The sequence below is a fragment of the Asticcacaulis aquaticus genome, from assembly GCF_028550415.1.
Classification (GTDB): domain Bacteria; phylum Pseudomonadota; class Alphaproteobacteria; order Caulobacterales; family Caulobacteraceae; genus Asticcacaulis; species Asticcacaulis aquaticus.
Genome location: NZ_JAQQKX010000003.1, coordinates 1 through 22,935 on the forward strand (window position 1 = coordinate 1; position 22,935 = coordinate 22,935).

Annotated in this window: 15 protein-coding genes; 11 read left to right on the top strand and 4 right to left on the bottom strand. The window is 60.6% G+C overall.

What is annotated here, in order from left to right; translation table 11 throughout:
- A partial coding sequence (locus PQU92_RS04805) for a transposase (RefSeq protein ID WP_272747340.1) occupies positions 1-148 on the bottom strand: 148 nt, incomplete at its 3' end.
- Between the two features lie 219 nt (positions 149-367).
- On the opposite strand from PQU92_RS04805, the gene PQU92_RS04810 reads away from it, so the two are divergent.
- Positions 368-916, top strand: a complete 549-nt coding sequence (locus PQU92_RS04810) for a CC0125/CC1285 family lipoprotein (protein WP_272747073.1) — start codon at positions 368-370, stop codon at positions 914-916.
- 44 nt (positions 917-960) lie between these two features.
- Here the strand turns inward: PQU92_RS04810 and PQU92_RS04815 are convergent, their stop codons facing one another.
- Positions 961-1,707 (bottom strand): DUF6065 family protein, encoded by a 747-nt coding sequence (locus PQU92_RS04815; RefSeq protein WP_272747074.1) that lies wholly within the window; start codon positions 1,705-1,707, stop codon positions 961-963.
- 31 nt (positions 1,708-1,738) lie between these two features.
- Between PQU92_RS04815 and PQU92_RS04820 the strand changes: the two genes are divergently transcribed.
- The gene (locus PQU92_RS04820; RefSeq protein WP_272747075.1) at positions 1,739-2,251 is read left to right on the top strand and encodes a prolyl-tRNA synthetase associated domain-containing protein; all 513 of its coding nucleotides are present in this window, start codon (positions 1,739-1,741) and stop codon (positions 2,249-2,251) included.
- 43 nt (positions 2,252-2,294) lie between these two features.
- Here PQU92_RS04820 and thrC read toward each other — a convergent pair whose 3' ends face one another.
- Positions 2,295-3,680, bottom strand: coding sequence for a threonine synthase (gene thrC / locus PQU92_RS04825; RefSeq protein WP_272747076.1), 1,386 nt, complete (start codon positions 3,678-3,680; stop codon positions 2,295-2,297).
- A gap of 137 nt (positions 3,681-3,817) precedes the next feature.
- On the opposite strand from thrC, the gene proB reads away from it, so the two are divergent.
- The 4 genes from proB (at position 3,818) to PQU92_RS04845 (ending at position 10,545) form a co-directional block, all read left to right on the top strand.
- Positions 3,818-4,963 carry a glutamate 5-kinase gene (gene proB, locus PQU92_RS04830; RefSeq protein WP_272747077.1) on the top strand — a complete coding sequence of 382 codons (1,146 nt, stop codon included), beginning with the start codon at positions 3,818-3,820 and terminating at the stop codon, positions 4,961-4,963.
- Positions 4,960-5,379 carry a hypothetical protein gene (locus PQU92_RS04835; RefSeq protein ID WP_272747078.1) on the top strand — a complete coding sequence of 140 codons (420 nt, stop codon included), beginning with the start codon at positions 4,960-4,962 and terminating at the stop codon, positions 5,377-5,379. Before proB ends, PQU92_RS04835 begins: the two co-directional genes overlap by 4 nt.
- A 47-nt stretch (positions 5,380-5,426) precedes the next feature.
- Positions 5,427-6,698 (top strand): glutamate-5-semialdehyde dehydrogenase, encoded by a 1,272-nt coding sequence (locus PQU92_RS04840; RefSeq protein WP_272747079.1) that lies wholly within the window; start codon positions 5,427-5,429, stop codon positions 6,696-6,698.
- A 469-nt stretch (positions 6,699-7,167) separates the two neighbouring features.
- Entirely contained in the window at positions 7,168-10,545 is a 3,378-nt protein-coding gene (locus PQU92_RS04845) for a DUF4450 domain-containing protein (RefSeq protein WP_272747080.1), read from the top strand.
- A 90-nt stretch (positions 10,546-10,635) separates the two neighbouring features.
- Here PQU92_RS04845 and PQU92_RS04850 read toward each other — a convergent pair whose 3' ends face one another.
- Positions 10,636-12,909, bottom strand: a complete 2,274-nt coding sequence (locus PQU92_RS04850; protein WP_272747081.1) for a hypothetical protein — start codon at positions 12,907-12,909, stop codon at positions 10,636-10,638.
- A 479-nt stretch (positions 12,910-13,388) separates the two neighbouring features.
- On the opposite strand from PQU92_RS04850, the gene pelA reads away from it, so the two are divergent.
- From pelA to PQU92_RS04875, 5 genes are all read left to right on the top strand, one after another.
- Positions 13,389-14,693, top strand: coding sequence for a pectate lyase (gene pelA / locus PQU92_RS04855; RefSeq protein WP_272747082.1), 1,305 nt, complete (start codon positions 13,389-13,391; stop codon positions 14,691-14,693).
- A gap of 128 nt (positions 14,694-14,821) precedes the next feature.
- Positions 14,822-18,130, top strand: a complete 3,309-nt coding sequence (locus PQU92_RS04860) for a TonB-dependent receptor (RefSeq protein WP_272747083.1) — start codon at positions 14,822-14,824, stop codon at positions 18,128-18,130.
- A gap of 137 nt (positions 18,131-18,267) precedes the next feature.
- Positions 18,268-20,538: a glycoside hydrolase family 88 protein gene (locus PQU92_RS04865; RefSeq protein WP_272747084.1), complete on the top strand. Its 2,271-nt coding sequence runs from the start codon at positions 18,268-18,270 to the stop codon at positions 20,536-20,538.
- A 10-nt stretch (positions 20,539-20,548) separates the two neighbouring features.
- On the top strand, positions 20,549-21,910 hold the full coding sequence (locus PQU92_RS04870; RefSeq protein ID WP_272747085.1) for an oligogalacturonate lyase family protein: 1,362 nt from the start codon (positions 20,549-20,551) through the stop codon (positions 21,908-21,910).
- 116 nt (positions 21,911-22,026) lie between these two features.
- The gene (locus PQU92_RS04875; RefSeq protein WP_368407094.1) at positions 22,027-22,845 is read left to right on the top strand and encodes an IclR family transcriptional regulator; all 819 of its coding nucleotides are present in this window, start codon (positions 22,027-22,029) and stop codon (positions 22,843-22,845) included.
- Positions 22,846-22,935 lie beyond the last annotated feature (90 nt).

The following is a 22,935-nucleotide window of genomic DNA, read 5'->3' on the forward strand; positions in this document are numbered from 1 at the left end:
CCTGCCACCGGCATCCGGATTTTAGAACGTGAATAATGCCACTGATGATCCGACGATCATCATCCCGCCGTGCACCGGAATAGACCTTGGGCAAGACAGGCTCGATTGCCGACCATTGCGCGTCACTAAGCCAGAACTCATGAGCCATAGCTTATCTCCTCGAATAAACGAAGAGAATCAATGTTTGCACCTTAAATCAATAGGATGATTAGGTTTTAAACCTAAACCGCTCAGGCCGCGCTGCAAACGGTTGTTTTGTAACGGCGTTCGGGAGCGTTATTCCTAATAAAGCCACATTGACGTTTGATAAGATTAATCCAATACTACCGGCCATCTGGGGCCTGTTTAACTGAGAATTGGTGTAAGCATGCGTAAGTTGATGTCCGGCGCCGTTCTGGCGGTTTCGCTTGTGACGCTGGCGGCCTGCACGACCGCAACCCCTTATCAGCCGGTCGCCGGCAATTCGGCGTCGTCCATGGCGCGCGGCTACAGCGATCAGAAGATCGAGAGCAATCGTTACCGGCTGAAATTCGCCGGTAATTCGGCCACGACGCGTGAAACGGTCGAGGATTACATGCTCTATCGTGCGGCCGAACTGGCGCTGGAAAACGGGTTTGACTGGTTCACCCTGTCGGGCCGCAATACCAAGGAAGACCGGACGACTACGACGACCTATGCCGATCCGTTCCGCGGCCCCTATTTCGGCGGGGTGTTCTGGCGCTATTACCGCGGCCCCGGCTGGGGGGCGTGGGGTGCATGGGAGCAGGACGAAACGACCTTTTACCGCTATGAAGCCTCGGCGGAAGTCCTTCTGGGGAAGGGCCCAAAACCGGCCAATGACCCCAATGCCTACGACGCGCGCGAAGTGAAGCAAAACCTCGATCCGCGCATTATCCGTCCGGCGGCGAGACAATAGCTATATTCAGAAAGGGCCCCTGACGGAGCCCTTTTTTATTCGTCCTATTCCAGCCCTTCCAGTTTGACCGGCTTGAGGCGGCGACGGTTCATGTGGTCGGATGGGGCTTCGGTTTGATCCGGCAGTTCGCCCTTGTGGTAGAACTTCTGCCACGCCTGCTTGATGGCGGCCGGGTCGCGGTTGACAAGGCTTGAGTTGAAGGCGGCGCGGCTGGTCGACCAGGCCTCGAACTGTGCCTTCAGATCGGGATCGGCCTCGATGGGTTTGATCACCGGCTGGATGTCGTCGAGCTTCTTGTGCTCTACCACATTGATGAAGCAGAAGGATTCGCCCTTTTCGAAATGCACGATGCCGGGACGCGTCATCTTCCAGTTCATGGTGAAGGGGAAGGGGAGCCAGTCGGTTTCGACAAGGCCCGTCAGGGGCATGATGCCGTCCTTGACCTGATTGGGCGCGCCTGAGGCCCATAGCGCCCAGCCGGGCTGGGTACGGAACAGGTAGCCCGTATGGAAGGTGACGATGCCGTGGCTGAAATGACTCTGGACGAAGTGATCGACATAGGCGCCGGGCTTATCCGCCGTGATGGTGATGTCGGTGGCCAGCGGCCCGCCGTTCCATTCGATGGTGATGTCTTCGGGCACGATCAGCTCCCAGCCGGTCGAATTGGCCATGGTCAGGGGCAGGCAGCGATAGGGGAAGCGGTTGGTGAAGGCGTCCATCCAGTCGCGATCGGTGCGGCCGGGGATGATTTCGCGCGCGCCGTTCTGCACGATAAAACATTCCAATTCCATTGCGCGGAAACCTCCTGTAAACGCCGGATTTATGAGCTCAGATAAGACCTTTTATACGCAACCCACCCTGCTTCAAGCCCTAAACGACTGGGGCATCGCATCGAACACGCTGGAGCATCCGGCGGTGTTCCGCGTCGGCGAAGGCGACGAGATCAAGACGGCGCTGCCGGGAGCGCATACCAAGAACCTGTTCCTCAAGGACGACAAGGGGCAGCTCTGGCTGATCAGCGCCGAACAACAGACCCAGATCAACCTCAAGGCCCTGCCGAAGCTGATCGGATCGGGGCGGCTATCGTTCGGATCGGAGGCGCGGCTATACGACGCGCTGGGCGTCAGACCGGGGTCGGTGACGGCATTGGCCCTGATCAACGACCCGGAGCAAAAGGTGAAGTTTATCCTCGATCAACATCTGTTCGACGCGGAAATCGTCAATTTCCACCCCCTGATCAACACGGCGACCACGGCCCTGACGCAGGCAGAGTTCTGGCGGTTTCTGGAGAAGCTGGGGCGGGAATATCGCGTCGTGGATTTCAACGGACTTTAATTACCTGCTCCAAGTGACGGGTGCAGGGGCTGTGCCCCTGCTGCTAGTCGATCCACTCGATGAACGACCGCACCGTGGTGACGGCGGCGGCGACATCGGCGGGCATTTCGGTCAGAGTCTCCGTCAAGCCATAGAGGTCCGTGATCGCGTCGGGGGCTTTCGGTTCGAAGCCCAGCGCCTCGGTGACGAAGGCGGGGAACTTGGCCGGATGGGCGGTCGACAGGACGATCTGTGGGGCGTCGCTGCGGCGCTCCAGCGCGGCGGCCAGCGCCACGGCGGTGTGCGGGCAGATGACCTGACCGTATTTTTCATAGGCCAGCTTGATCGTCGCCTTCGTGGTCTCTTCGGAAACGGTCGAGGCGGAGACCTCGGCTTTAAGCGCGGCTTGCAGATCGGCGGGCAGGGTGACGTCGCCGGTAGCCGCGAAATCGTTAAACAGGGTGCGCGTCACGTCGGCGTCGCGGCCCGAGGCTTCATAGACAAGGCGCTCGAAGTTCGACGGGGCCTGCACGTCCATCGACACCGAGGCGGTTTCGGTGGCCTGACGGCGGACATATTTGCCGTTGTTGATCGCCTGATTCAGCGCGTCGTTGCGGTTCACGGCGGCGTGCAGGTGACCGACATTGCCGCCGATTTTCCGCGCGACCCAGCCGGCGAAGGCGTCACCGAAATTGCCGGTCGGGACGACAAACTCAGGCTTATCGGCACCCGAATGGGCAGCGGCGGCCAGATAATAGGGCACCTGACCGAGCAGGCGGCCCCAGTTGATCGAATTGACCGAGGAAATCAGGCCCTGTTGCTTGAGGACGGGTTCGGACAGCAGCGCCTTGACGATGCGCTGGCAGTCGTCGAAATCGCCTTCGACACCGACATTCAGGACATTGTCGGCCTGAACCGTCGTCATTTGCAGACGCTGAACCGGCGAAACGCGACCGAGCGGGTGGAAGACGACCAGCTTGACGTGTTCGGAACCGGCAAAGGCGCGCACGGCGGCCGCACCGGTATCGCCGGAGGTGGCGGTGACAAGCGTCAGTTTTTTGCCGCGTTGCGCCAATGCTGCATCGGTCAGCGGGGCCATCATCTGCATGGCCATGTCTTTGAAGGCGTGGGTCGGGCCGTGATACAGTTCCAGCAGCCACAGATTGTCATCGAGCTTGGTCAGCGGCACTTCGCCGTTGCGCAGGAAGGCGTCTTCGGTCCGCTGGGCGGCAGCCTTGACGGCGTGGTCGCCGAGGACATTGACGCCGAACAGGTTGAGCAGCTTGACCGTCAGGTCACCATAGCCGCCCGCCGAAGCGCTTTTCAGGTCGAAATCGGGCGTCGGCCATGTCTGAGGCACGTACAGACCGCCATCGGGCGCCAGACCGTCAAGTAGAGCGCCCGAAAAGGTGCGGTGTTCGTTGAAGCCGCGCGTGCCGATATAGTTCATTTTGTTACCATTTCTTAAAAGCATTCAAACGCTTCTTGCATGAAGAGGCGTATGTCCGCTAATAGGCGCAGGCATTGGCCCGCGATAAAACTGTCGCGCGGGGCCTATCATTTTAAGCGGCGTTAGAAAAGACTTTCATGGCTTTGAGCGGCACAAAATCGGTGTTTCCGGCGCATCTGGCGGCGGCAAAGCGCGTGACGCTGAAGATCGGCTCGGCGCTGGTCGTCGATCCCGCGACCGGGGCGGCGGATATGGCGTGGCTGCGCGGTCTGGCCGCCGACGTGGCGGCGCTGCGCGAGGCCGGGGCCGAGGTGATGATTGTCTCGTCGGGCGCAGGGGCTCTGGGACGGCGCTATCTGGGGCTGAAGACGCGCAACCTGCCGCTCGACAAGAAGCAGGCGGCAGCAGCAGCGGGGCAACCGATCCTGATGCGGGCCTGGGACGAAGTATTCTCCGAACACGGAATCAAGGTGGCGCAGGTGCTGCTGACGCGCGAGGACACCGAACGCCGCAGGCGCTGGCTCAATGCGCGCGAAACGGCGGATACCTTGCTGAAACTGGGCGTCGTGCCGATTGTCAACGAGAACGATACGGTGGCGACCGAAGAGATCAAATACGGCGACAACGACCGGCTGGCGGCGCGCGCGGCTATGCTGGTGCGGGCCGAGGCGCTGGTCCTGCTGTCGGATATCGATGGACTGTATACCGCCGATCCGCGCAATGATCCGTCAGCGGAACATATCGCCGTCGTCGAGGCGATTACCCCTGATATCGAGGCCATGGCGGGCGGGGCGAATGCCTCGGCGGGCGTCGGGACGGGCGGCATGGCGACCAAGATCGCCGCGGCGCGCATCGCCGGGTCGGCGGGTTGTTCGACGACGATCATGAACGGTCAGGCGATCCGGCCTCTGTCGAAACTGGCCGACGGCGCGCGGTTCACGCTCTTTACCGCGCAGGGTTCGTCGGGCGCGGCCTATAAGGCGTGGATCGCGGGGACGGTGGTGCCTGCGGGGCAGATTCATATTGACGCGGGCGCGGCGAAAGCGCTGACGACGGGTAAGTCCCTTCTGCCATCGGGGATCAGCGCGGTGACAGGCATCTTCGACAAGGGCGACTCGATCGCCATCCTCAGCGACGGACGCGAAGTGGCGCGCGGCATCGCGGCCTATGGCTCCGACGATATCGCTCAGATCAAAGGCCGCGCCAGCAAGGATATCGAGGCCATCCTCGGCTATACGTCCGGCGATGTGGTGATACATCGTGACGATATGGTGATGGTGTGAACTGGGACTGGCTAGCACTGATCGGTGTTGGTTTGGCCGTCGTTTTTCTGGTGGCTATGGTCCGCATCAGCGCATCCCGCTCACGCAAAGGTCCGCCGCCCCACCCGGTTCAGGTGTCGTTGACCGATAGTGGATTCGCGGTTTCGATTGAGCGCGGTCCGCCGTTGATGATCCGCTGGCTGGATATTCAGAAAGTGACGATCATCATGACCGATGAAGGGCCGTGGGTGGATGATCTGTTTTTCCATATCATCCATGCGGGTGGCGACCTGACCTTACCGGATGAGGCAGGCGGTATGCCCGATTTCGTGGAGAAACTCGTAAAACTGCCGGGCTTCGATATGGACGCCTATACTCAGGCTATCCGTTCGACTCAGAATAATACGTTCGTCGTCTGCCTGAACACTTTGACCTGATTATCGCTGGAGCGTAAAACGTTCCGGAATTTTACGGAAACAAACCCATGGACACCGCCGCACCCCTCGACCTGACCCATCTGATGACCGATCTGGCCCAAAAGGCCAAGGCCGGGGCCGAGGCGCTGCGTCTGGCCGGACCAGAGGCGCGGACCGCGCTCATTCTGTCGGCAGCGAAGTTCATCCGCGCCCGTCAGGCCGATATCCTTGCCGCCAATGCCGCCGATGTCGACGCGGCTTCGACCAAGGGCCTGTCGAGCGCCATGGTCGAGCGTCTGGTACTCAATGCCGACCGCGTCGAAGCCATGGCGAAAGGCCTCGAAGAGGTCGCGGCGCTGCCCGATCCGGTGGGCAAGGAACTGGCGCGCTGGACGCGGCCGAACGGCCTTGATATCGCTCGCGTTTCCACGCCCATTGGCGTCATCGGCATCATCTACGAGTCGCGCCCCAATGTGACGGCGGACGCGGCAGCTTTGTGCATCCGCTCGTCCAACGGCGCGATCCTGCGTACCGGCTCCGAAGCCCTGAAATCGGCGCTGGCCATCTTTGCCGCGTTCGAGGACGCCTTTGCCGAGGCTGGGATCGAAGCCGCCGTGCAACTGGTGCCGACGCCGGACCGCGACGCCGTAGGTTTGCTGCTCGGCGGGCTGAACGACGCGGTCAACCTGATCATTCCGCGCGGGGGCAAGTCGCTGGTCGCCCGCGTGCAGGCCGAGGCTCGTGTGCCGGTGCTGGCGCACTTGGAAGGCCTCAACCACACCTATATCCATACCGCTGCCGACCCCGAAAAGGCGCTCAACGTTACGCTGAACGCCAAGATGCGCCGCGTCTCGGTGTGCGGCGCGACCGAGACCCTGCTGATCGACAAGGCTGTGGCGGAAACGCTTCTGCCGGGGATTGCCAAGGCTCTGGAAGACAAGGGCTGCGAACTGCGCGGCGACGCGGCGGCGCAGGCCATCTATCCCATGAAAGCCGCGACCGAAGACGACTGGCGCACCGAATATCTGGAGAAGATCCTCGCCGTGCGCGCGGTTGACGGGCTCGAAGCAGCCATGGCCCACATCAAGACCTACGGCACCCAGCACACCGAAGCCATCATCACCGAAGACGTCGAAGCGGCGGAGATTTTCCTCAACGAGGTCGATTCCGCCATCGTCATCTGGAACGCCTCGACGCAGTATGCCGACGGCGGCGAGTTCGGTCTGGGGGCGGAAATCGGCATCGCCACGGGCCGGATGCACGCCCGTGGTCCGGTCGGGGCCGAGCAACTGACCACCTTCAAATATGTGGTACGCGGCGCGGGTCAGACGCGGCCTTAAAGGAAGCTGGCCGTCAGGACACTTTCAACGCCGGAAATTCTAACATCTAACGTACAAAACTATACGACAGCCGGGTCATGTCTTTTGCATCCGGTGTGAAAACGTTTGCGCCTAAAAATCACATGTCAAAACGATTGCCACAGGCGAAATTCATTTGACGTACCGATATTCAATATATAATCATAATATATGACACGACGCGTTGGGCTTGTATCCCTCCAGATGTGGTGAAAACCACGTCGCCTTTGAGGCCTGATATCGTCTCTGTCCCTTTGACGCATGGGCTTTGTGCATGGTCTGGTGTCGAGGGTGTACCATCCCTTCTGTGGACTACAGCTTCGCCCCTCCATCGCCTCATGGAGGGGTTTTTTTTGAACGAATACCAAAATATCATCTCGATAATCAGGATGATATTTTACAGGTTTGCGCAGGCCGGACTATAACCGGTCGCAAAACAGGGACAAAACATATGGCCAGATATCTCCGCGGAACCCTCCTGCTGGGGGCCCTCATGGCGGCGACCGCCTTGTCGCCCGTCACGGCAATTGCTCAAACGACGGCGGCCCTGTCGGCGACGCGTGGTCTGCGTCCCAATCTGGAAGGTCAGACGGCGACGCCGCTGCGGTATCGCCCGGATGGCGCCGATTTCGTCATCCGTAATGGCGCGGAATTCTTCAACCGCGCGCTATACGGCGGCAATACCGCCTTCCGGGTCGACGGTGGTGACAAGCCGGAGTTGTCGCTGTACCTGCCGGGACGCGGTGGCAATCTGCGATTGGGAATCAAGACCGCGCAGGGCATCAAGTGGCTGAGTGACACGGCGGAGATTGTCACGCGCTACCGCCCCGGCGAGCTGCTCTACACCATCAGCGATCCGATCCTGGGTAAGGGGAAACTTGAGGTCGCCGTACTGGCCTATCATCAGACCGAAGGGGTCATCGTTCAGGCACAGGGCAAGGGCCTGCCCAAGGGCGCGGAGCTGGTCTTCGCCTATGGCGGCGGTAACGGTCAGCGCGGGGCGCGCGACGGCGATATCGGCACTGAAAAAGTGCCGATCAGCGAATATTTCCAGTTCAAGCCCGAATATGCTGCAGACGATCGTTATGTCCTGAGCACCGGCGGGTTCACCGTCTCGGGTAAGGCCGCGCAACTGAACGGCGTGACCTCGGTCCCGGCGAAAATCGTCTGGGCGGATGCGGCTAAGTGGGGTGATGCTCAGGCCCTGTTCACCTCGTCCGCCGAGGCACCGGTCAAGGTTGCGATCGGACATATTCCGCTCACGGACAATAAACCTGTTTATATCTCGGTACAGGTCACCGGGCGGCCGGTCGCGGGCGATCTGGACACCTATCGTGCGGTCACCGCCCCCGGCGGCAATGCCGGGGCGACCGCGAAGGTCATACCGCTCGACCCGACCTATGCGGCGGCGGAATTGCCGAAGCGCTTTGCCGCCACGCGCACCCACTTCGCCGCCTTGCGCGACCGCGTGAAGATCGAGACACCCGACCCCTATCTCGATGCTGCCGTCGGTGCGCTGAACGTCGGGGCCGACGCCATCTGGGATGAGGCGCAGAGCGGCGTCATGCACGGCGCCATCGCCTGGCGTGTCAAGCTGCTCGGCTGGCGCGGCCACTACACGCCGGATGCACTGGGCTGGCACGATCGCGCGCGCCGGAACTTCAGCGGCTGGACCGCGCGTCAGAACACCAGCCCGATCCCGGATAAACTACCGCCCGCCGATGCTGACGCCAATCTGGCGCGCAGCGAAGCGGCGCTGCATTCCAACGGCGACATGTCGAATTCGCACTACGACATGAATGCCGTCTTTATCGATGCCCTGTTCCGCCATCTGCTGTGGACCGGCGACGTCGACTATGCCCGCGAAGTCTGGCCGGTCATCGAGCGGCATCTGGCGTGGGAGAAGCGCATGTTCCGCCGGGAGTATGGCCCGGACAAACTGCCCTTGTACGAAGCCTATGCCTCGATCTGGGCCAGCGACGACGTGCAGTATAGCGGCGGCGGCGTGGCCTATCAGTCGGCCTACAACCTCTATCACAGCCGCATGGCGGCGCGCCTCGCCACCCTGATCGGCAAGGATCCGACGCCCTATGCGACGGAGGCCGATCTGATCGGGAAGGGGATGCGTCAGTATCTGTGGATGGAGGATCGCGGGGCCTTCGCCGAATATCGCGATATTCTGGGCGAGAAGCTGCTGCACCCCAGCTATGGCCTGTGGAGCTTCTATCACACGATGGATTCCGAGGTGCCGAATGCGTTTGAGGCCGCGCGCATGGCCGCCGATCTGCAAACCCACCTTAAACCCTTGCCGATAGCCGGTGAGGGTGTGCCGAAGGATCGCGACTACCACGTCCTGCCCAGCTCCGACTGGATGCCCTATAGCTGGTCGGTCAATAATGTGGTGATGGGCGAAAACCTGCACACGGCGCTGGCCTACTGGCAGGCGGGGCAGTCCGAAGAGGCCTATGACCTGACGCGCGGCTCGGTCATGGCCAGCTTCTATATGGGCATCGCGCCGGGCAATATCGGCAGCCTGAACTATCTCGACGTCTATCGCCGCGAGGCCCAGCGCGACTTCGCAGATGGGGCCGGGGTCATGTCGCGGACCGTGGTCGAAGGCCTGTTCGGCGTGAAGCCGGATGCCTTGAGCGGTGTCCTCACCCTGACGCCGGGCCTGCCGAAGGACTGGGATCACGCGAAGCTGACCCACCCCGATCTGGGGCTGGCCTTCAGGCGCACGGGCCTGAGCGAGCAATGGACGGTCAGCCAGACGGCGACGCGGTTTAAGCGCTTTACGCTGGAGATACCGGCGACGCATGAAACCGTGGCGGTGACCATCGATGGCAAACCGGTGAAATGGAGCGCGATCAAAAGCGTCGGCGCACCGAAACTGCGCATCGAAGCGCCATTGACCAAGACGGCGGTCATCAAGGTCGTGTGGTCCGGGGCGGCTATCGATCCCAAACGGAACCTCATGGCCATCGCCGGACCCGAGCCGGAGTTTCGGGCGCACAAACAGGGCGCGTTCGAGTGGTTCACGCTGGTGGAACGCGCGAAGGACACGCACCCGGTCTGTACACCCGAAGCGCCGACATGGACGCAGGCGGGCGCTAAGGTCACGGCTGAGGCCGTCGATCTGACGCCGTATTTCAATGACCGCGTCACCGACATCTTCAAGCCGAACAAATACCTGTCGCCGCGCTCGCCCTACGTGTCGCTGTCCCTGCCGTCGCAGGGCATCGGGGCCTGGGCTGGTCACGTCAAGGCCACCGCCGAGATCGACGACAAGGCCCTGCGCGCCGGGGGCGGTAAGGTCACGCTACCGAACGGCCTGAGTTTCGCGACGCCGGCGGGCGAGGCGAAGAATATCCTGTTCACCTCGCAGTGGGACAATTACCCGAAAACCGCGACCGTGCTGCTGACCGGCAAGGCCCGTCACGCTTATCTGCTGATGGCCGGATCGACCAACCATATGCAAAGTCAGATGGTCAATGGCGAGGTGGTGATCACCTATACCGACGGTACGGAGGCGAAGCTCGACCTGCGCAATCCGGAAAACTGGTGGCCGATCGAGCGCGATTACTTCATCGACGACTATCAGTTCCAGCTGTGCGGCAAGGCACCCGTGCGCCTCGATCTGAAAACCGGTGCGGTAAGCGTGCCCGGCACAGCGAGCAAGGGCCGCAAGGACCGCGAAACCATCGCGGGCGGTGCGGCCAATGTGCTGGATATCGCGCTCGATCCGACGAAGACGCTGAAGTCCCTGACGCTTACGACCCACGTCAATGAGGCGGTGATCGGCCTGATGGGCGTCAGTCTGGAGCGGTAGACCAAGCGCATCCCAAAAAGTGTGCAGCGGTTTTTTGGAATCAGATGCGCGACTAAAAAAGGCGGGAGGATCAACCTCCCGCCTTTATGTTTACAGTGACGGCGACAGCCCTTCGGCCTTGACGGTCCAGCCCTTGGGGAAGCCGGGGGCGCGGCGCGTTTCGCCGTCCCAGCCCCCGGCCATCAGGGCCACGGCCAGCAGCAGCGACCCGTTCGACGGGAAATAGGTCTCGGCGGCGCGCTGATAACCCGGACCGTCCGGTCCGGCGGCGGGTTGCGCCCCCGCGCCGGTCGCCGTCGGCACAAAGGCCGCGGCGTGGGCGTCGAGATGGACGCGCGGGGTCATGCCGCTCTTGCCATATTTATTGTTTTTGGCGTCGAAGAACAGCCAGTTGACGGCTTCGTCCGGGGCATTAAGTCGCGTGGCGGTCATGGCGATCATCGCATAGTCCCAGCCCCAGGTCTGACGCAGGTCCCAGTCGCGTTTCATCCGGTCCAGCGTCCGGCGCATGGTCGGCTTATCGACACCCTTGCCGGGCAGCCAGCCGAGCGGCATCAGGAACGACGGGTGGTCGCGGTTCTGGCAGGTTTCCTCCAGCGCGTTCGATTTGCACGTCCCCGCCGCCTTGTCCCAGAAACCGGGCTCGGAACCGACCGGCAGGTAAAGCCCGTCCTTTTGCGGCAGGGCCGGCCATTTGGCCAGCACGGCGTCCCAGTCGGCCCGACGCTTCAGGCCGCGCCGCTCGCGCCACGTCTGCGCCGTCTCGATACCCCAGCGGAAATAGGCGACCTCGAACATCGGGTCGAAGGTGGTCAGGGGCGCGAAGTTTTCCTGCACCGGAATGATCGGCGGACCCAGACGGTAGCGGCCCGACGTGTCGTCGAAATGTACGAACGAGGCCAGCAGTTCCGCCGACTGTTCGACCAGTTCGCCGTAACGAGACAGAACTGTCTTGTCCTTCCGGGCGCGCCACAAAAGCTCGCTCATATAGATAGGATGCGGCTGTTGCCACATGATGAAGGGCGAGACCTTGCTGGGGCTGTCGGCACCGTCCGGTCCGATCATCTTGGGCCACCAGGCACCCTTGACGCCTTGCTGGGCGGCGCGGGCCTTGGCCTTGGGCAGGAAGTTCACGTACCAGCCAAGGCTGCGCTCCAGAAGCTGCGGCCGTCCCCACAGGGCGAAGTGCGCCGAATGCCACGGGTGCATCTCAAGGTGCGACTTGCCGTTCCAGCTGTTCGAAAACAGGCCCTCCTCCTGCGGCGGGAAATCGCCTGCCGCATTCACCGCCATCAGATATTGCGACAGGACGACCCGGCGTTCCAGTTCAGTCGCGCGCGGGTCGGCGCTGCCGGCGAATTCGACCATGCCGCCGTTCGTCCAGTAGTCCTTCCAGTGTCGGGCAACCTGCGAACCCGCCACCGCAACGGACGGCAAGGCGAGGTCGGGCTTTTGTGAGAATTGCGCCATGACCATCAGGGTCGTGCCGGTCGCCGAAGCCCGGTAGGCGTGCGACCCGGCGGCCTCGACGCGCCCGCCGGTTGCCTGAACGGCGGCGTGATAGATCGTCTGGTCTATGCGGCGCTCCAGCCGGACTTCGTTCGGCTTGCGCGAACGCACCGTCGTCGTGTGGCTGTCGGTATTCGTCCAGTCCGCCGGATCGGGATTGAGCGTCTTCGACACGCCCGGATATTTGACGATCACCGCCAGCCGCCCGTCGGCGATCAGCTTCGAGGCGATATCGACAAAGACCGTATCCTGATCTGGCAGGACACGGGTCACCACCGTGACGGCCTCGCCATCATAGGTAAAACGGCTGGTCAGGGCGCCGGTCCACATATCGAGCGTTTGCTGCGTATCGCGGATATCCTCGAAGCGCGCGGGTTTGCCGGTGCGGTCCTTCAGGTCGAACGATACCCGCCCCAGCGAGAAACGGTGCGGATTTTCACGAATCCACGCGATAGCCGGGCGGGTATTGGCCTCGGCCCAGTCCTTGATATAGCCATAGCGGCGCTTATGCCCATGCACATCGATCTCGACCTGCGTATCGGCGACCGTATAGCCGTTCGGATTGGGGAAGCTGTGCCACGCCCACTGGGCCTCGGTGAGCAGCGGCGCGATCTTGCTGTAGGGCTCGGTGAAGGTCTGAAGGCCGGTAATGTCGGCGGTAAAGCCCATACTGCCGTTGCCCAGCATCAGCGGTGCCGAGGGATCGACCGCGGTGAGCGTGGGGTTATGCCGCGTCACCAGCGCCTTGCGGTCGATGGGCGTCTGAGCTTGCGCCTGACCGGCGATGGCTATCGAACCGGCGATGGCCGCGGCAGACCCCAGAAGATGGCGGCGAGACACAGTAAGGTGGGACATTTTCAGCCTCCTGAACAAGAGCGGGTCCGTTCAGTGCGGCCCGTACGTTTCCTGAGCATCGATTGACAGCGATGTCGTAATTGTAAAGTCGTATCTATATTCGAGACGACGGGCGTCAGCCCTGTGTGTCGCCACTGAAAAACAGAACCGTGCAGCGGTAGCGGTCCCACAATCTGAGACGCCGACGCCGCTTGAGCGGTTGACCCGGAGCGACTGACGGTATCCTTCCTGCGGAATTCAGCACGGACAAACCCGTTGGTTTGCCTATATTGGCAAGGCTAAAGCCGAAAGTCGATGCGCAAAACTGAGAGATTGTGAGACATTTACAACAAAATTTTGCCTTACCAAAATTGACGCAATGCACATTTTCACAAATGAAAACTTTTTTAAAAAATGCGTCAAAAGCGAGCATTTCTGTTTACAAGAGCGAAATGGAGCAATATCATTTTTGAAATAACGATATAAAAAATAGGGACGATATGAAACGGCATCCCCTGGGAGTAGCGGCTATTCTCGTGACGCTGGGCCTGCCTGTGGCAGGTCTGGCCGCCGTCATTGGCACAAACGAACCGGCGCCTTCCGTGACGCCGGAGCGCCTGTCGATTCTGCCGGTCAAGGATCGCGCGGTGTGGGCGGACTATATCAAGCGTTCCGACGCACAGATGAAGCTGGATCGCGAGACTCTGGCCGGTGAGCTTCAGCCGGGCGAAACCCCGCCGCCGCCGCCCGTCGCCGGCAGCGGCAAGATGCCGCTGAACAAGGACGCGGCGTGGTACGGCTCTGCCGAGGCGCGCGCCATCGCCGACACCATCGTCAGCTTCCAGACCCCGGCGGGTGGCTGGGCCAAGAACCAGGACCGCACCAAGCCGCCGCGTCTGCGCGGACAACGCTACGCCAATAATGCCGAGACCATGGAATTGGGGACGGGCAGCTTCGATGCGCCGCACGACCGTTTCTGGACCTTTGTCGGCACGCTGGACAATGGCGCGACGACGACCGAGATGCGCTTTCTCGCCCGTGTCCAGCAGCAGCTGCCGGGCAAGGACGGCGACGCCTATCGCGCCAGCATCCTCAAGGGGGTCAATTATCTGCTGACGGCGCAGTATCCGAACGGCGGCTGGCCGCAGGTCTATCCGATCGAGGGCGGTTTCCACGACGGCATCACCTTCAACGACAACGCCGTGGCCGAGGCGGCGATGCTGCTGGAAGACGTCGCCGAAGGTAAGGTCGAATACGCCTTCGTGCCGAAGGACCTGCGTCAGAAGGCCGGTGCCGCCAGCGCACGCGCCATTCGCCCGATCCTCGATGCCCAGATCGTAGTCGACGGCGTCAAAACCGTCTGGCCGCAGCAGGTCGATGCCCTGACGCTCGCCCCTATTTCGGCGCGAAATTACGAGATGCGCTCTCTGGCCAGTGCCGAAAGCACCGATATTCTGCTGTTCCTGATGCGCCAGCCGAACCCGACGCCGGAAATGAAGGCCTCGGTCCATGCCGGTGTCGCCTGGCTCAAGGCCCACGCCATCCGCGACAAGGCCTTTACCGAGGTCAGCAAGGACGAGGGGCGCAAGCTGATCGACAAGCCCGGCGCCGGGCCGATCTGGTCGCGCAACTACGACATCAGGACGGGCAAACCGATCTTCGGCGATTGGGACAAGTCGATTCAGGACGACGTCAACAATATCTCGAAAGGCCGCCGCAACGGCTATTCCTGGTACGGCAGCGGGCCGCAAAAGGCGCTCGATGCCTATGAGAAATGGGCGGTAGCCAACCCGGTCAAGAACTAAATCGGATGACGGGGGGCATCATGGCGGGCGGGCGCAAAGCCTTGCCGGGCAATGATACCGATATCACCCGATCTGTACGCATAACACGACATAAGCCGCTCAAGCGGTTATCAAAGGGGTAAGGACTCATGATTAGCAAACACGGATTGAAATATCTGGCCGGGGCGTCGCTTCTGGCCATTTCGGTCGCCACGGCGGCCCAGGCTCAGACGCCGGCACCGGTTGCGGCCAAGGGTGATGAAGTCACCGACGTCGTCGTCGTCGGCGCCCGCCGCGCCGAACAGTCGGCCATCAACCGCAAGAAAAAGGCGGCAACCGCGCAGGATTCGATCGTCGCCGACGATGTCGGTAACTTCCCGGACAAAAACGTCGGCGAAGCCATTTCGCGTATTGCGGGGGTAGCGCTCGACGTCAGCGATGCCGGTGACCAAGGTGGCTTCACCATTCGTGGTCAGGGCGCGGATCTGATTCGCGTCGAAGTCGACGGCATGTCCATGCTGCCGACCGACAGTCAGAATGGTCGTTCAGTGACGGCATTGGGTGACATGTCGTCCGATCTGATCAAGAGTGTGGACGTCGTGAAAGGTCAGACCGCCGATATGCGTCCCGGTGGTGTTGGCGGCACGGTGCGCATCGAACAGCGCAATGGTCTTGATTTCGCCAAGCCTCTCTACAAGTTCAATCTTCAATATCAGAAGAACACGCTTGACCAAAACTGGTCGCCGCGCGCCAACCTGATCCTGACGCGTAAATTCCTCGACGGCCGTCTCGGCATCCTGTTCAACTTCACCTACGATGACCAGCGCACGTCGACTGATTTCAACAGCGTATCTGACAAGCAGGTCGGTTATCAGCCAATGGGCGATCATGATAACTCGCCGGAAAAAAGCTTCGTACAGGCTTATGATCCTGTAGCGGCAGCCGTCACCACCAAGGCAGGGTGTGCGGCTTTGTCGACTACCGGTATCAACAGCCGTCTAAATTGTTATGCCCAATGGGAAGATTTTGCGCCGTCTCTGCCCCGTATGCGCCGCGAAAACCGTCGCGACGTGCGTACGTCCTTCCAATTGCGCGCTGATTATCGCGTCAATGACCATCTAACCGTCTTCGCTTCGTATAATCCCAATCTGCGTGAGCAGGATTTCCAAGCCTACAACCTGCAAATCATTGCTCCTACCGGGACGACGAACACGAGCGGCGTTCTGTCAACCAATATGCGTAATGTCACCGTTAACGCCAATCATTACATAACGTCCTACGACCTTATCCGTGGCAACGGTGTGACGACGCTCAACTACGATAGCCAGGTTCGCGACATCCAGCGCACCAACGAACAACACTACACCCAGTTGGGTGCCGATTTCAAATCCGGACAGTGGCTGGCCAAGGCGCGCATTCAATACGGTTCTGCGAAAGGGGAACGGGCCGACGACGCCTTCAAGATCATTGCCTCCATTCCGTCGGCCCACTTTTATATGATTCCGGAAAACGGTCTGTGGACCTTCGACGTGCCAAGCTTTGATCTGAACAACCCGGCATCTTACTATCCGACCTCGCCGGATAACGCGTCCGCAACGCCGCGTCCGGGCGTTTTCCAAAATCCGACTACTACCGCGCGCCTTGAATACACGCCACAGGCTGACAAGAACAACGAGTGGAATTATCAACTCGATGTCACGCGGACCTTTGAGAGCTTCGGGCCTCTGAAAACCATCAAGTTCGGTGGATCGTACACGACGCGTGAAAACCAAACCTGGCGGGAAGGCGGCTTCACCATTGCCCCGGGCGTAACTCTTTCTCGTGCACGAAGCCTCGACTATATCCGCATGTGCGATCCGACGGTGACCGGTTCCAATTGTAAGTACGGCTCGACGGTGATCAATACCATCTCGACCAGTGCGGATAGGCTGGAAAAAGAGCATATGCTCACACCGGCACAATATCGTGAGTTGATCGACAGCAGCCTGATCACGCTGCCTGGTGCAAACTATTTCAACGGCATGCCGGATCGGGGTAACCTTATCAATTCGTGGAAAGCGTTTGATTTCGACAGCTTCTTTGGGGTTCTGGGCAAGTATGCCGATTTGAGCTCCCACAATCTCGACTGTCTATACGAATGTGTCGCTTCCGACGGCAAGACTTACACGCGCCCCAGCTATTCGACCGAAGAATCCACGGCTTCGGCCTATTTCATGGGTGATTTTGAAACCAAGTTGCTGGGTATGGAGGTGTTTGGCAACCTCGGCTTCCGTTATCAGAAGATCGAGGTGCATGCCGCACCGTCGATCAACTTCTATGACCGTAAACTGGATACGACCAAGGTTTCGGCCAGCAATCCGGCACCGTATACGGATGTCTTCGTTTCCCGCCGTGTAGGACAGGTGGATCGGTCTTCAGAAGACTTCCTGCCGAGCTTCAACCTCGCCGTTTGGCCGATTGAAGATCAGGTCGTTGTTCGTTACTCGATCGCCAAACAACGCGCGCGTCCGAGCATGACAAACCTGACTGGTACCAGCGCGGCTAACTGTTACAAACTTGATCAGGCACTTATTGATTTTTACGCCAATAATCCGGCCTATTTCGATGACGGTGATCCGGACACCGAAAACCCTTCGGCGTCAACGGCCACGCGTTGCTCGGGGCGTATTGGAAATCCGGAACTCAAAGGCTACGAGGCCAACACCCAGAACGTATCGCTGGAATGGTATCCTAATAAGGATACTCAACTCAGCTTGGCTACTTACTCTATCGACGTAAAGACTCAGCGGCCGGAGGAGATTTCGCTGCCGGAGTATGAACTGGAAGGCACTAAGTATATTGCAGACAGCTATGTGGACGGTCCTGGCGGCTTGAAGCAAACGGGTCTCGAAGTTGCGGGACGTACCGCCTTCACCTTCCTCCCCAGCGTCCTGCGTTATACCGGTGCGGGCTTCAACTACTCGACGACCGAATCCAACGAAGCTAATACGGCCAAGGACCCGCTGACCGGAAAAGCCCTGCCGCCGGTGAAGCAGTCTGGTTATTACTACAACATCAACTTCTGGTATGACGACGGTAAGCTCAACGCCCGCGTCGCTTATCAGGAACGTGATTTCTACTATGACCGGATCGACGCGTCTGAAAGTGCCAACCGCGTGCCGAATGCTGCTACAGCGGCGATTATCGGTATCCCGGTTGTTCCTACGGGTAGCGCGACCAGCTACTTTAAGACGGTTACGCCCGTCTTCAAGAACGGCTCCAAATCTCTTGATGCGCGAGCCTCCTATAAGCTGAACCGCAACGTTCAGTTCTTCGTCGAAGGCAAGAACCTGCTTGACGATACGATCACGCGATACGCGCCGGATGATTATCGTAACGTTGGTGGAGGCACCCCGTACGTCTTCGATACCCTGTACTATGGTCGCCGTTATTACTTCGGCATCATCACGACCTTCTGATTTGTAAAGCGTACCCTTGTTGGAAACTCATCCGGTCCTGCGCCTCTCAGGACCGGACTTTTCCGACCCTCTACTTTTTGCCGTCCGGAGCGACATCCCCTCGCGACGGACGGCGCTTTTATCAGGGACATCGATTCATGACGTCTAAGCGCGCCGCCTTGTTGACGACCATCAGCCGCAACGCCATTCTTTCTCTGGCCCTGATCAGTACACTGACGATGCCCTTGCCAGCCTATGCGCAAACGGCAGCCGCACCCAAGGTCGCCGGTATAGAGACCGTCTGGCAGACGGCTCTGCCGCGTCCGAAACTCGATTTCAATCCGAATACCCTGCCGTCGCGTGAGGCCGTGATGGCTGCCGTCGAATACGTCAATTCGGCTCAGATTGCCGACATGACCAACCGTCCGCTTCAGATGGCGACCGGCAGCAACGTTACCGAAGCGTCTTCGAACTGGGTTGCCGCGACCTACTATGTCGGCGCGGCGCGTCTGGCCCGCGTGTCGGAAAATCGCAATACCCTGCGCTTCCTGACCGCGGTGGCCGAGCACTATAACTATTCCCTGCGCGGGGCGCGCTCCGACCGGACCATGCTCAATGCCGACGACGTGGCGATCGGCGATCTCTATCAGGAACTGTACAGCCGCCGCGGTCAGCAGGGCACCTTGATGCCGTTGCAGCAGCGCCTCGACTTCATGGTACCGCATCTCAATCGTCCGCAGGAAACCGAGACCCTCGTCTGGTGGTGGTGCGATGCGCTGTACATGGCGCCGCCGATTCTGGCGCGCATGTCGGCCATCACCGGCGACCCGAAATATATCAAGGCTATGGACAAGGAGTGGCGCCGCACGGCGGGCCGCCTGTGGGTCGAAAGCGACCGCCTGTTCCTGCGCGACGAACGCTTCAAGACCCGCATGGGCGATAGCGGCAAGCCGATCTACTGGGCGCGCGGCAATGGCTGGGTGATCGGCGGTCTGGCGCGGACGCTGGAATATATGCCCGCCGATTTCGAGGGCCGTGACTTCTACACCGATATCTTCCGCAAGATGTCGAGCCGCATCATCGAGCTTCAGCAGCCCGACGGCCTGTGGCGCGCCGATCTCAACGACCCGAAAGCCTTCCCCGAAGCCGAAACCTCCGGCTCGGCCTTTTTCGTCTATGGGCTGGCCTGGGGCATCAATCATGGCCTGCTCGACCGCAAGACCTACCTGCCCTATGTGACGCGCGGTTGGGCGGCGCTTAACAAGCAGGTGCTGCCGAACGGGATGCTGGGCGCGGCGCAGAAAACCGGTGACCGTCCGGTGCCGACCAGGGCTGAGGAAACCGGTCCCTACGCCACCGGTGCCTATGTGCTGGCCGGGCTTGAGGTCGCCGATCTCAATGACGCGGTGCAGTCCCTGCCCGAAGCGCTGCAGGGCCGCGACCACCCGGATACGGTCATGGCGACCACCCCGACCCCGCCGCCACCGGTGACCGTGGTCGGCGAAGAGGAAAAGGCGCGCCGTGAGGACGAGATGCGCTCGACGCGGGCTCTGGCTTACGATCCGGCGACGCTGAAACGCCCCGCCGCCATCGAAAAGCTGACCCCGCCGACGGAAGCCGAGCAAACACCGCGCGCCGTCGCTCGCTTCGCGCCGGATCGTCTTGACGACCTGCTGTGGGAAAACGACAAGGTCGCTCACCGCATCTACGGTCCGGCGCTGGAAGCGCGCGAGTCGCCGTCGGGCTCCGGCATCGATGTCTGGGCCAAGCGCGTCCGCTACCCGTTCATGGATCGTCAGCTGAAATTCCCGAACTACCACACCGACCGCGGCGAAGGCCTCGACTATTACGATGTCGGTCGCGGTCGCGGCGCGGGTGGTCTGGGCATCTGGTTCGATAACAAGCTGTGGACCTCGCGCAACTTCTCGACCTACAAGATTCTGAAAACCGGCGACGAAGCTCTGTTCACGGTCGATTATCGTCCGTGGCCGGTCGATGTCGCGCGCAAGGTGTGGGAGACGCGGACCTTCTCTCTGCCGCTCGGCTCAAACTTCACGCGCATGACCTCGACGATCCAGTCCGATACGAAGGAGCCGTTGATTGTCGCTGTCGGCATTTCCAAGCGCAAGACCGATGCCGGTAGCGGCGTGCTGCTGAAAGACGCCAAAACGGGCCGTCTGTCGTTCTGGGAGCCGTCCAACCCCGAACACGGCAGCCTGGGGATCAGCATTCTCGCCGATCCGGCCATGGTCGAGGGCTTTGCCGAAGACGCCGACAACTATCTGATCCTGCTGCGCGTCACGCCCGGTAAGCCCTTCGTCTACTATATGGGGTCGGCCTGGGACGGCGGGCTCGACTTCAAGTCGCGCACCGACTGGGACGCCTTTGTCGCCAAGCAAAAGCCCGACTTCAATCCGGCGAAAAAGTAGGAGTTCCCCGATGACCACTCGTCGCACCGCGCTGAAAAGTCTGATCGGGGCCTCGTCGCTGTTGCCCCTGCTGATGCAGAGCGAAGCCAGCGCGCAACCCGCCCCGCAACCCGCGGCTAAACCCGCCGGTCCCGCGCCAAAAGAATGGATCGATCCCAAGACCGGCCATCGCGTCATCCGCGTTTCGACCGAAGACGGGTCAGGCGTGCTTTACTTCTACCGTCAGGCCTATACGCCCGAAGGCGATATCATGGTCATCAAGGCCCCGTCGGGCATGCAGGCCGTGCGGCTCAAAGACTGGAGCGTGTCGACCCTGCTCAAGGGCAAGGAAAACGACCTTCTGTTCATGATGCGCACCACGCGCGAAGCCGTCTATGCGGTCACCGATGCCGGCGAAGGCGAGGCCGAGGACCGGCCCAAGACCATATATGCCATCCATGTCGATACGAAGAAAATCCGCAAGCTGGGTCGCATCAACGGCGGGCGCATAACCTCGTCAAATGCTGACGATACCCTGTTGCTGGGGCAGGTCGCCGATGGTGCCAAACCGCTCCAGCCCAAGGACGCCGCCAGCGTCGAGAAGTTCGGTCAGGCTGAATATGCGGCGCTGGGGCCGGACGGCAAACCGCTGAACTTCGCCAAGGCCAAGGGTGTGCGCATGTGGGAGCGCTGGTCGCAGCGCGTCCCGGCGGAGATTTTCACGCTCGATATAAAGAGTGGCGATCGCAAGGTCATTTACAAGACAGAGGACTGGATCGGCCATACCCAGTTTTCGCCGACCGACCCGACCCTGATTCGCTTCTGCATGGAAGGACCATGGCACCGTGTCGATCGCATCAAGCTGATCCGCGCCGACGGCACGGGCCTGACCAGCGTCCATACGCGCACCCAGAACATGGAGATTTTCGGCCACGAATTCTTCAGCCAGGACGGCAAGTGGATCTGGTACGACCTGCAAACGCCGCGCGGTCAGGTCTTCTGGGTCGCGGGCCTCGAACTGGCCACGGGCAAGCGCGTGTGGAAACGTATGGAGCAGAACGACTGGGGCGTCCATTTCAACATCGCTGCGGATGGCGTGACCTTCGCCAGCGACGGCGGCGACGCCGACATGGTGGCCCACGCGCCGGACGGCAAATGGATATCGCTGTTGCAGGGTGAAACCATCGTCGATGCCGATATGTCGGGCTATGATGACGGCCTGATCACCATTGAAAAATTCAAGGCGACGCGTCTGGCGGACATGTCGGGCCACGACTACCGGCTGGAGCCCAATCTGCGCTTTACGCCGGACGGCAAGTGGCTCGTTTACGTCTCTAACCTGCATGGTGCCAACCACGTCTATGCGGTCGAGGTTGCGCCCGTGAAAGGCTAATTTTGCTTTTTAGCGTATTATCATTATATTCGAGTCGAGCACGATAAAACGAATGATTTTGACATCCGGATAAAATCGGTATGTCCTGAAATATACCCTGGTTGGAGCCGCGTACCTTGCCTAAGCTGAAACTTGCTGAACCGAAAGACATGGACGCGGAGGTCGAGGACTTTGGCGAAAAGGAAAAGGGCGTCACCGGCGCCCTGACCCTGATGCGTGGTCTCGACGTTCTGAAATCGGTTTCAGGCGGCAACAATACCCTGCCCAAGATTTCCAAGGACTTGACGCTGAACAAGTCGACGGTCCATCGTCTGGCGACGACTCTGGTCGATTACGGCTACCTGTCCTTCTCGCAAAAGGAAGGCTACGCGCTGGGGACCATGCTGCTGGAGCTGGGGCACGCCGCGTCCCAGCAGATCACCCTGACCCGCGTGTCGCACGACTATCTGGTGCGTCTGGCCGCCGATACGGGCGATACGGTCAATCTGGGCGTTCTCGACGGCCATCAGGTTCATTATATCGACAAGATTCCCGGCACCCGTCGCATCGAGGTCCGTTGCGTCATCGGTGAGCGTCAGGCCATCCGTCCCACCGGTCTCGGCAAGGCCTTGCTGATCGATGCCGAGGAAGACAAGCTGCGCGAAGTCTATAATCGCGAAACCCGCGACTATCCCAACTATCGCTACGATATGAAGACATGGCTTGAGGTCATGAAGCACTATGCTCAGGAAGGCTATGCGCTGGACCTCGACGAGAACGAGGACCGCATCCGCTGCGTTGCCGCACCTATCCGCGACATATCGGGCCGTATCGTAGCTGCCGTATCGATCTCCAGCGCCGCCCAATATATGGATGACGGCCGGATCGAAACGCTCAAGGGATACGTAAAAGACGTTACGCTCCAGATCAGTCGCGAACTGGGGTACAAGGACTGACACAAGTCTGAAACAGACCGGTCTGTCCACATATGTTTCTTATCGATCTGTCACAACCCTGTCGTGAAATCTGCGTAGGCCTCTGTATTA

Bases quoted from the DNA above. Each gene is read 5' to 3' on its own strand.
- PQU92_RS04810 (WP_272747073.1), top strand. From the start codon at position 368: ATGCGTAAGTTGATGTCCGGCGCCGTTCTGGCGGTTTCGCTTGTGACG.
- PQU92_RS04815 (WP_272747074.1), bottom strand. From the start codon at position 1,707: ATGGAATTGGAATGTTTTATCGTGCAGAACGGCGCGCGCGAAATCATC.
- PQU92_RS04820 (WP_272747075.1), top strand. From the start codon at position 1,739: ATGAGCTCAGATAAGACCTTTTATACGCAACCCACCCTGCTTCAAGCC.
- thrC (WP_272747076.1), bottom strand. From the start codon at position 3,680: ATGAACTATATCGGCACGCGCGGCTTCAACGAACACCGCACCTTTTCG.
- proB (WP_272747077.1), top strand. From the start codon at position 3,818: ATGGCTTTGAGCGGCACAAAATCGGTGTTTCCGGCGCATCTGGCGGCG.
- PQU92_RS04840 (WP_272747079.1), top strand. From the start codon at position 5,427: ATGGACACCGCCGCACCCCTCGACCTGACCCATCTGATGACCGATCTG.
- PQU92_RS04845 (WP_272747080.1), top strand. From the start codon at position 7,168: ATGGCCAGATATCTCCGCGGAACCCTCCTGCTGGGGGCCCTCATGGCG.
- PQU92_RS04850 (WP_272747081.1), bottom strand. From the start codon at position 12,909: ATGTCCCACCTTACTGTGTCTCGCCGCCATCTTCTGGGGTCTGCCGCG.
- pelA (WP_272747082.1), top strand. From the start codon at position 13,389: ATGAAACGGCATCCCCTGGGAGTAGCGGCTATTCTCGTGACGCTGGGC.
- PQU92_RS04860 (WP_272747083.1), top strand. From the start codon at position 14,822: ATGATTAGCAAACACGGATTGAAATATCTGGCCGGGGCGTCGCTTCTG.
- PQU92_RS04865 (WP_272747084.1), top strand. From the start codon at position 18,268: ATGACGTCTAAGCGCGCCGCCTTGTTGACGACCATCAGCCGCAACGCC.
- PQU92_RS04870 (WP_272747085.1), top strand. From the start codon at position 20,549: ATGACCACTCGTCGCACCGCGCTGAAAAGTCTGATCGGGGCCTCGTCG.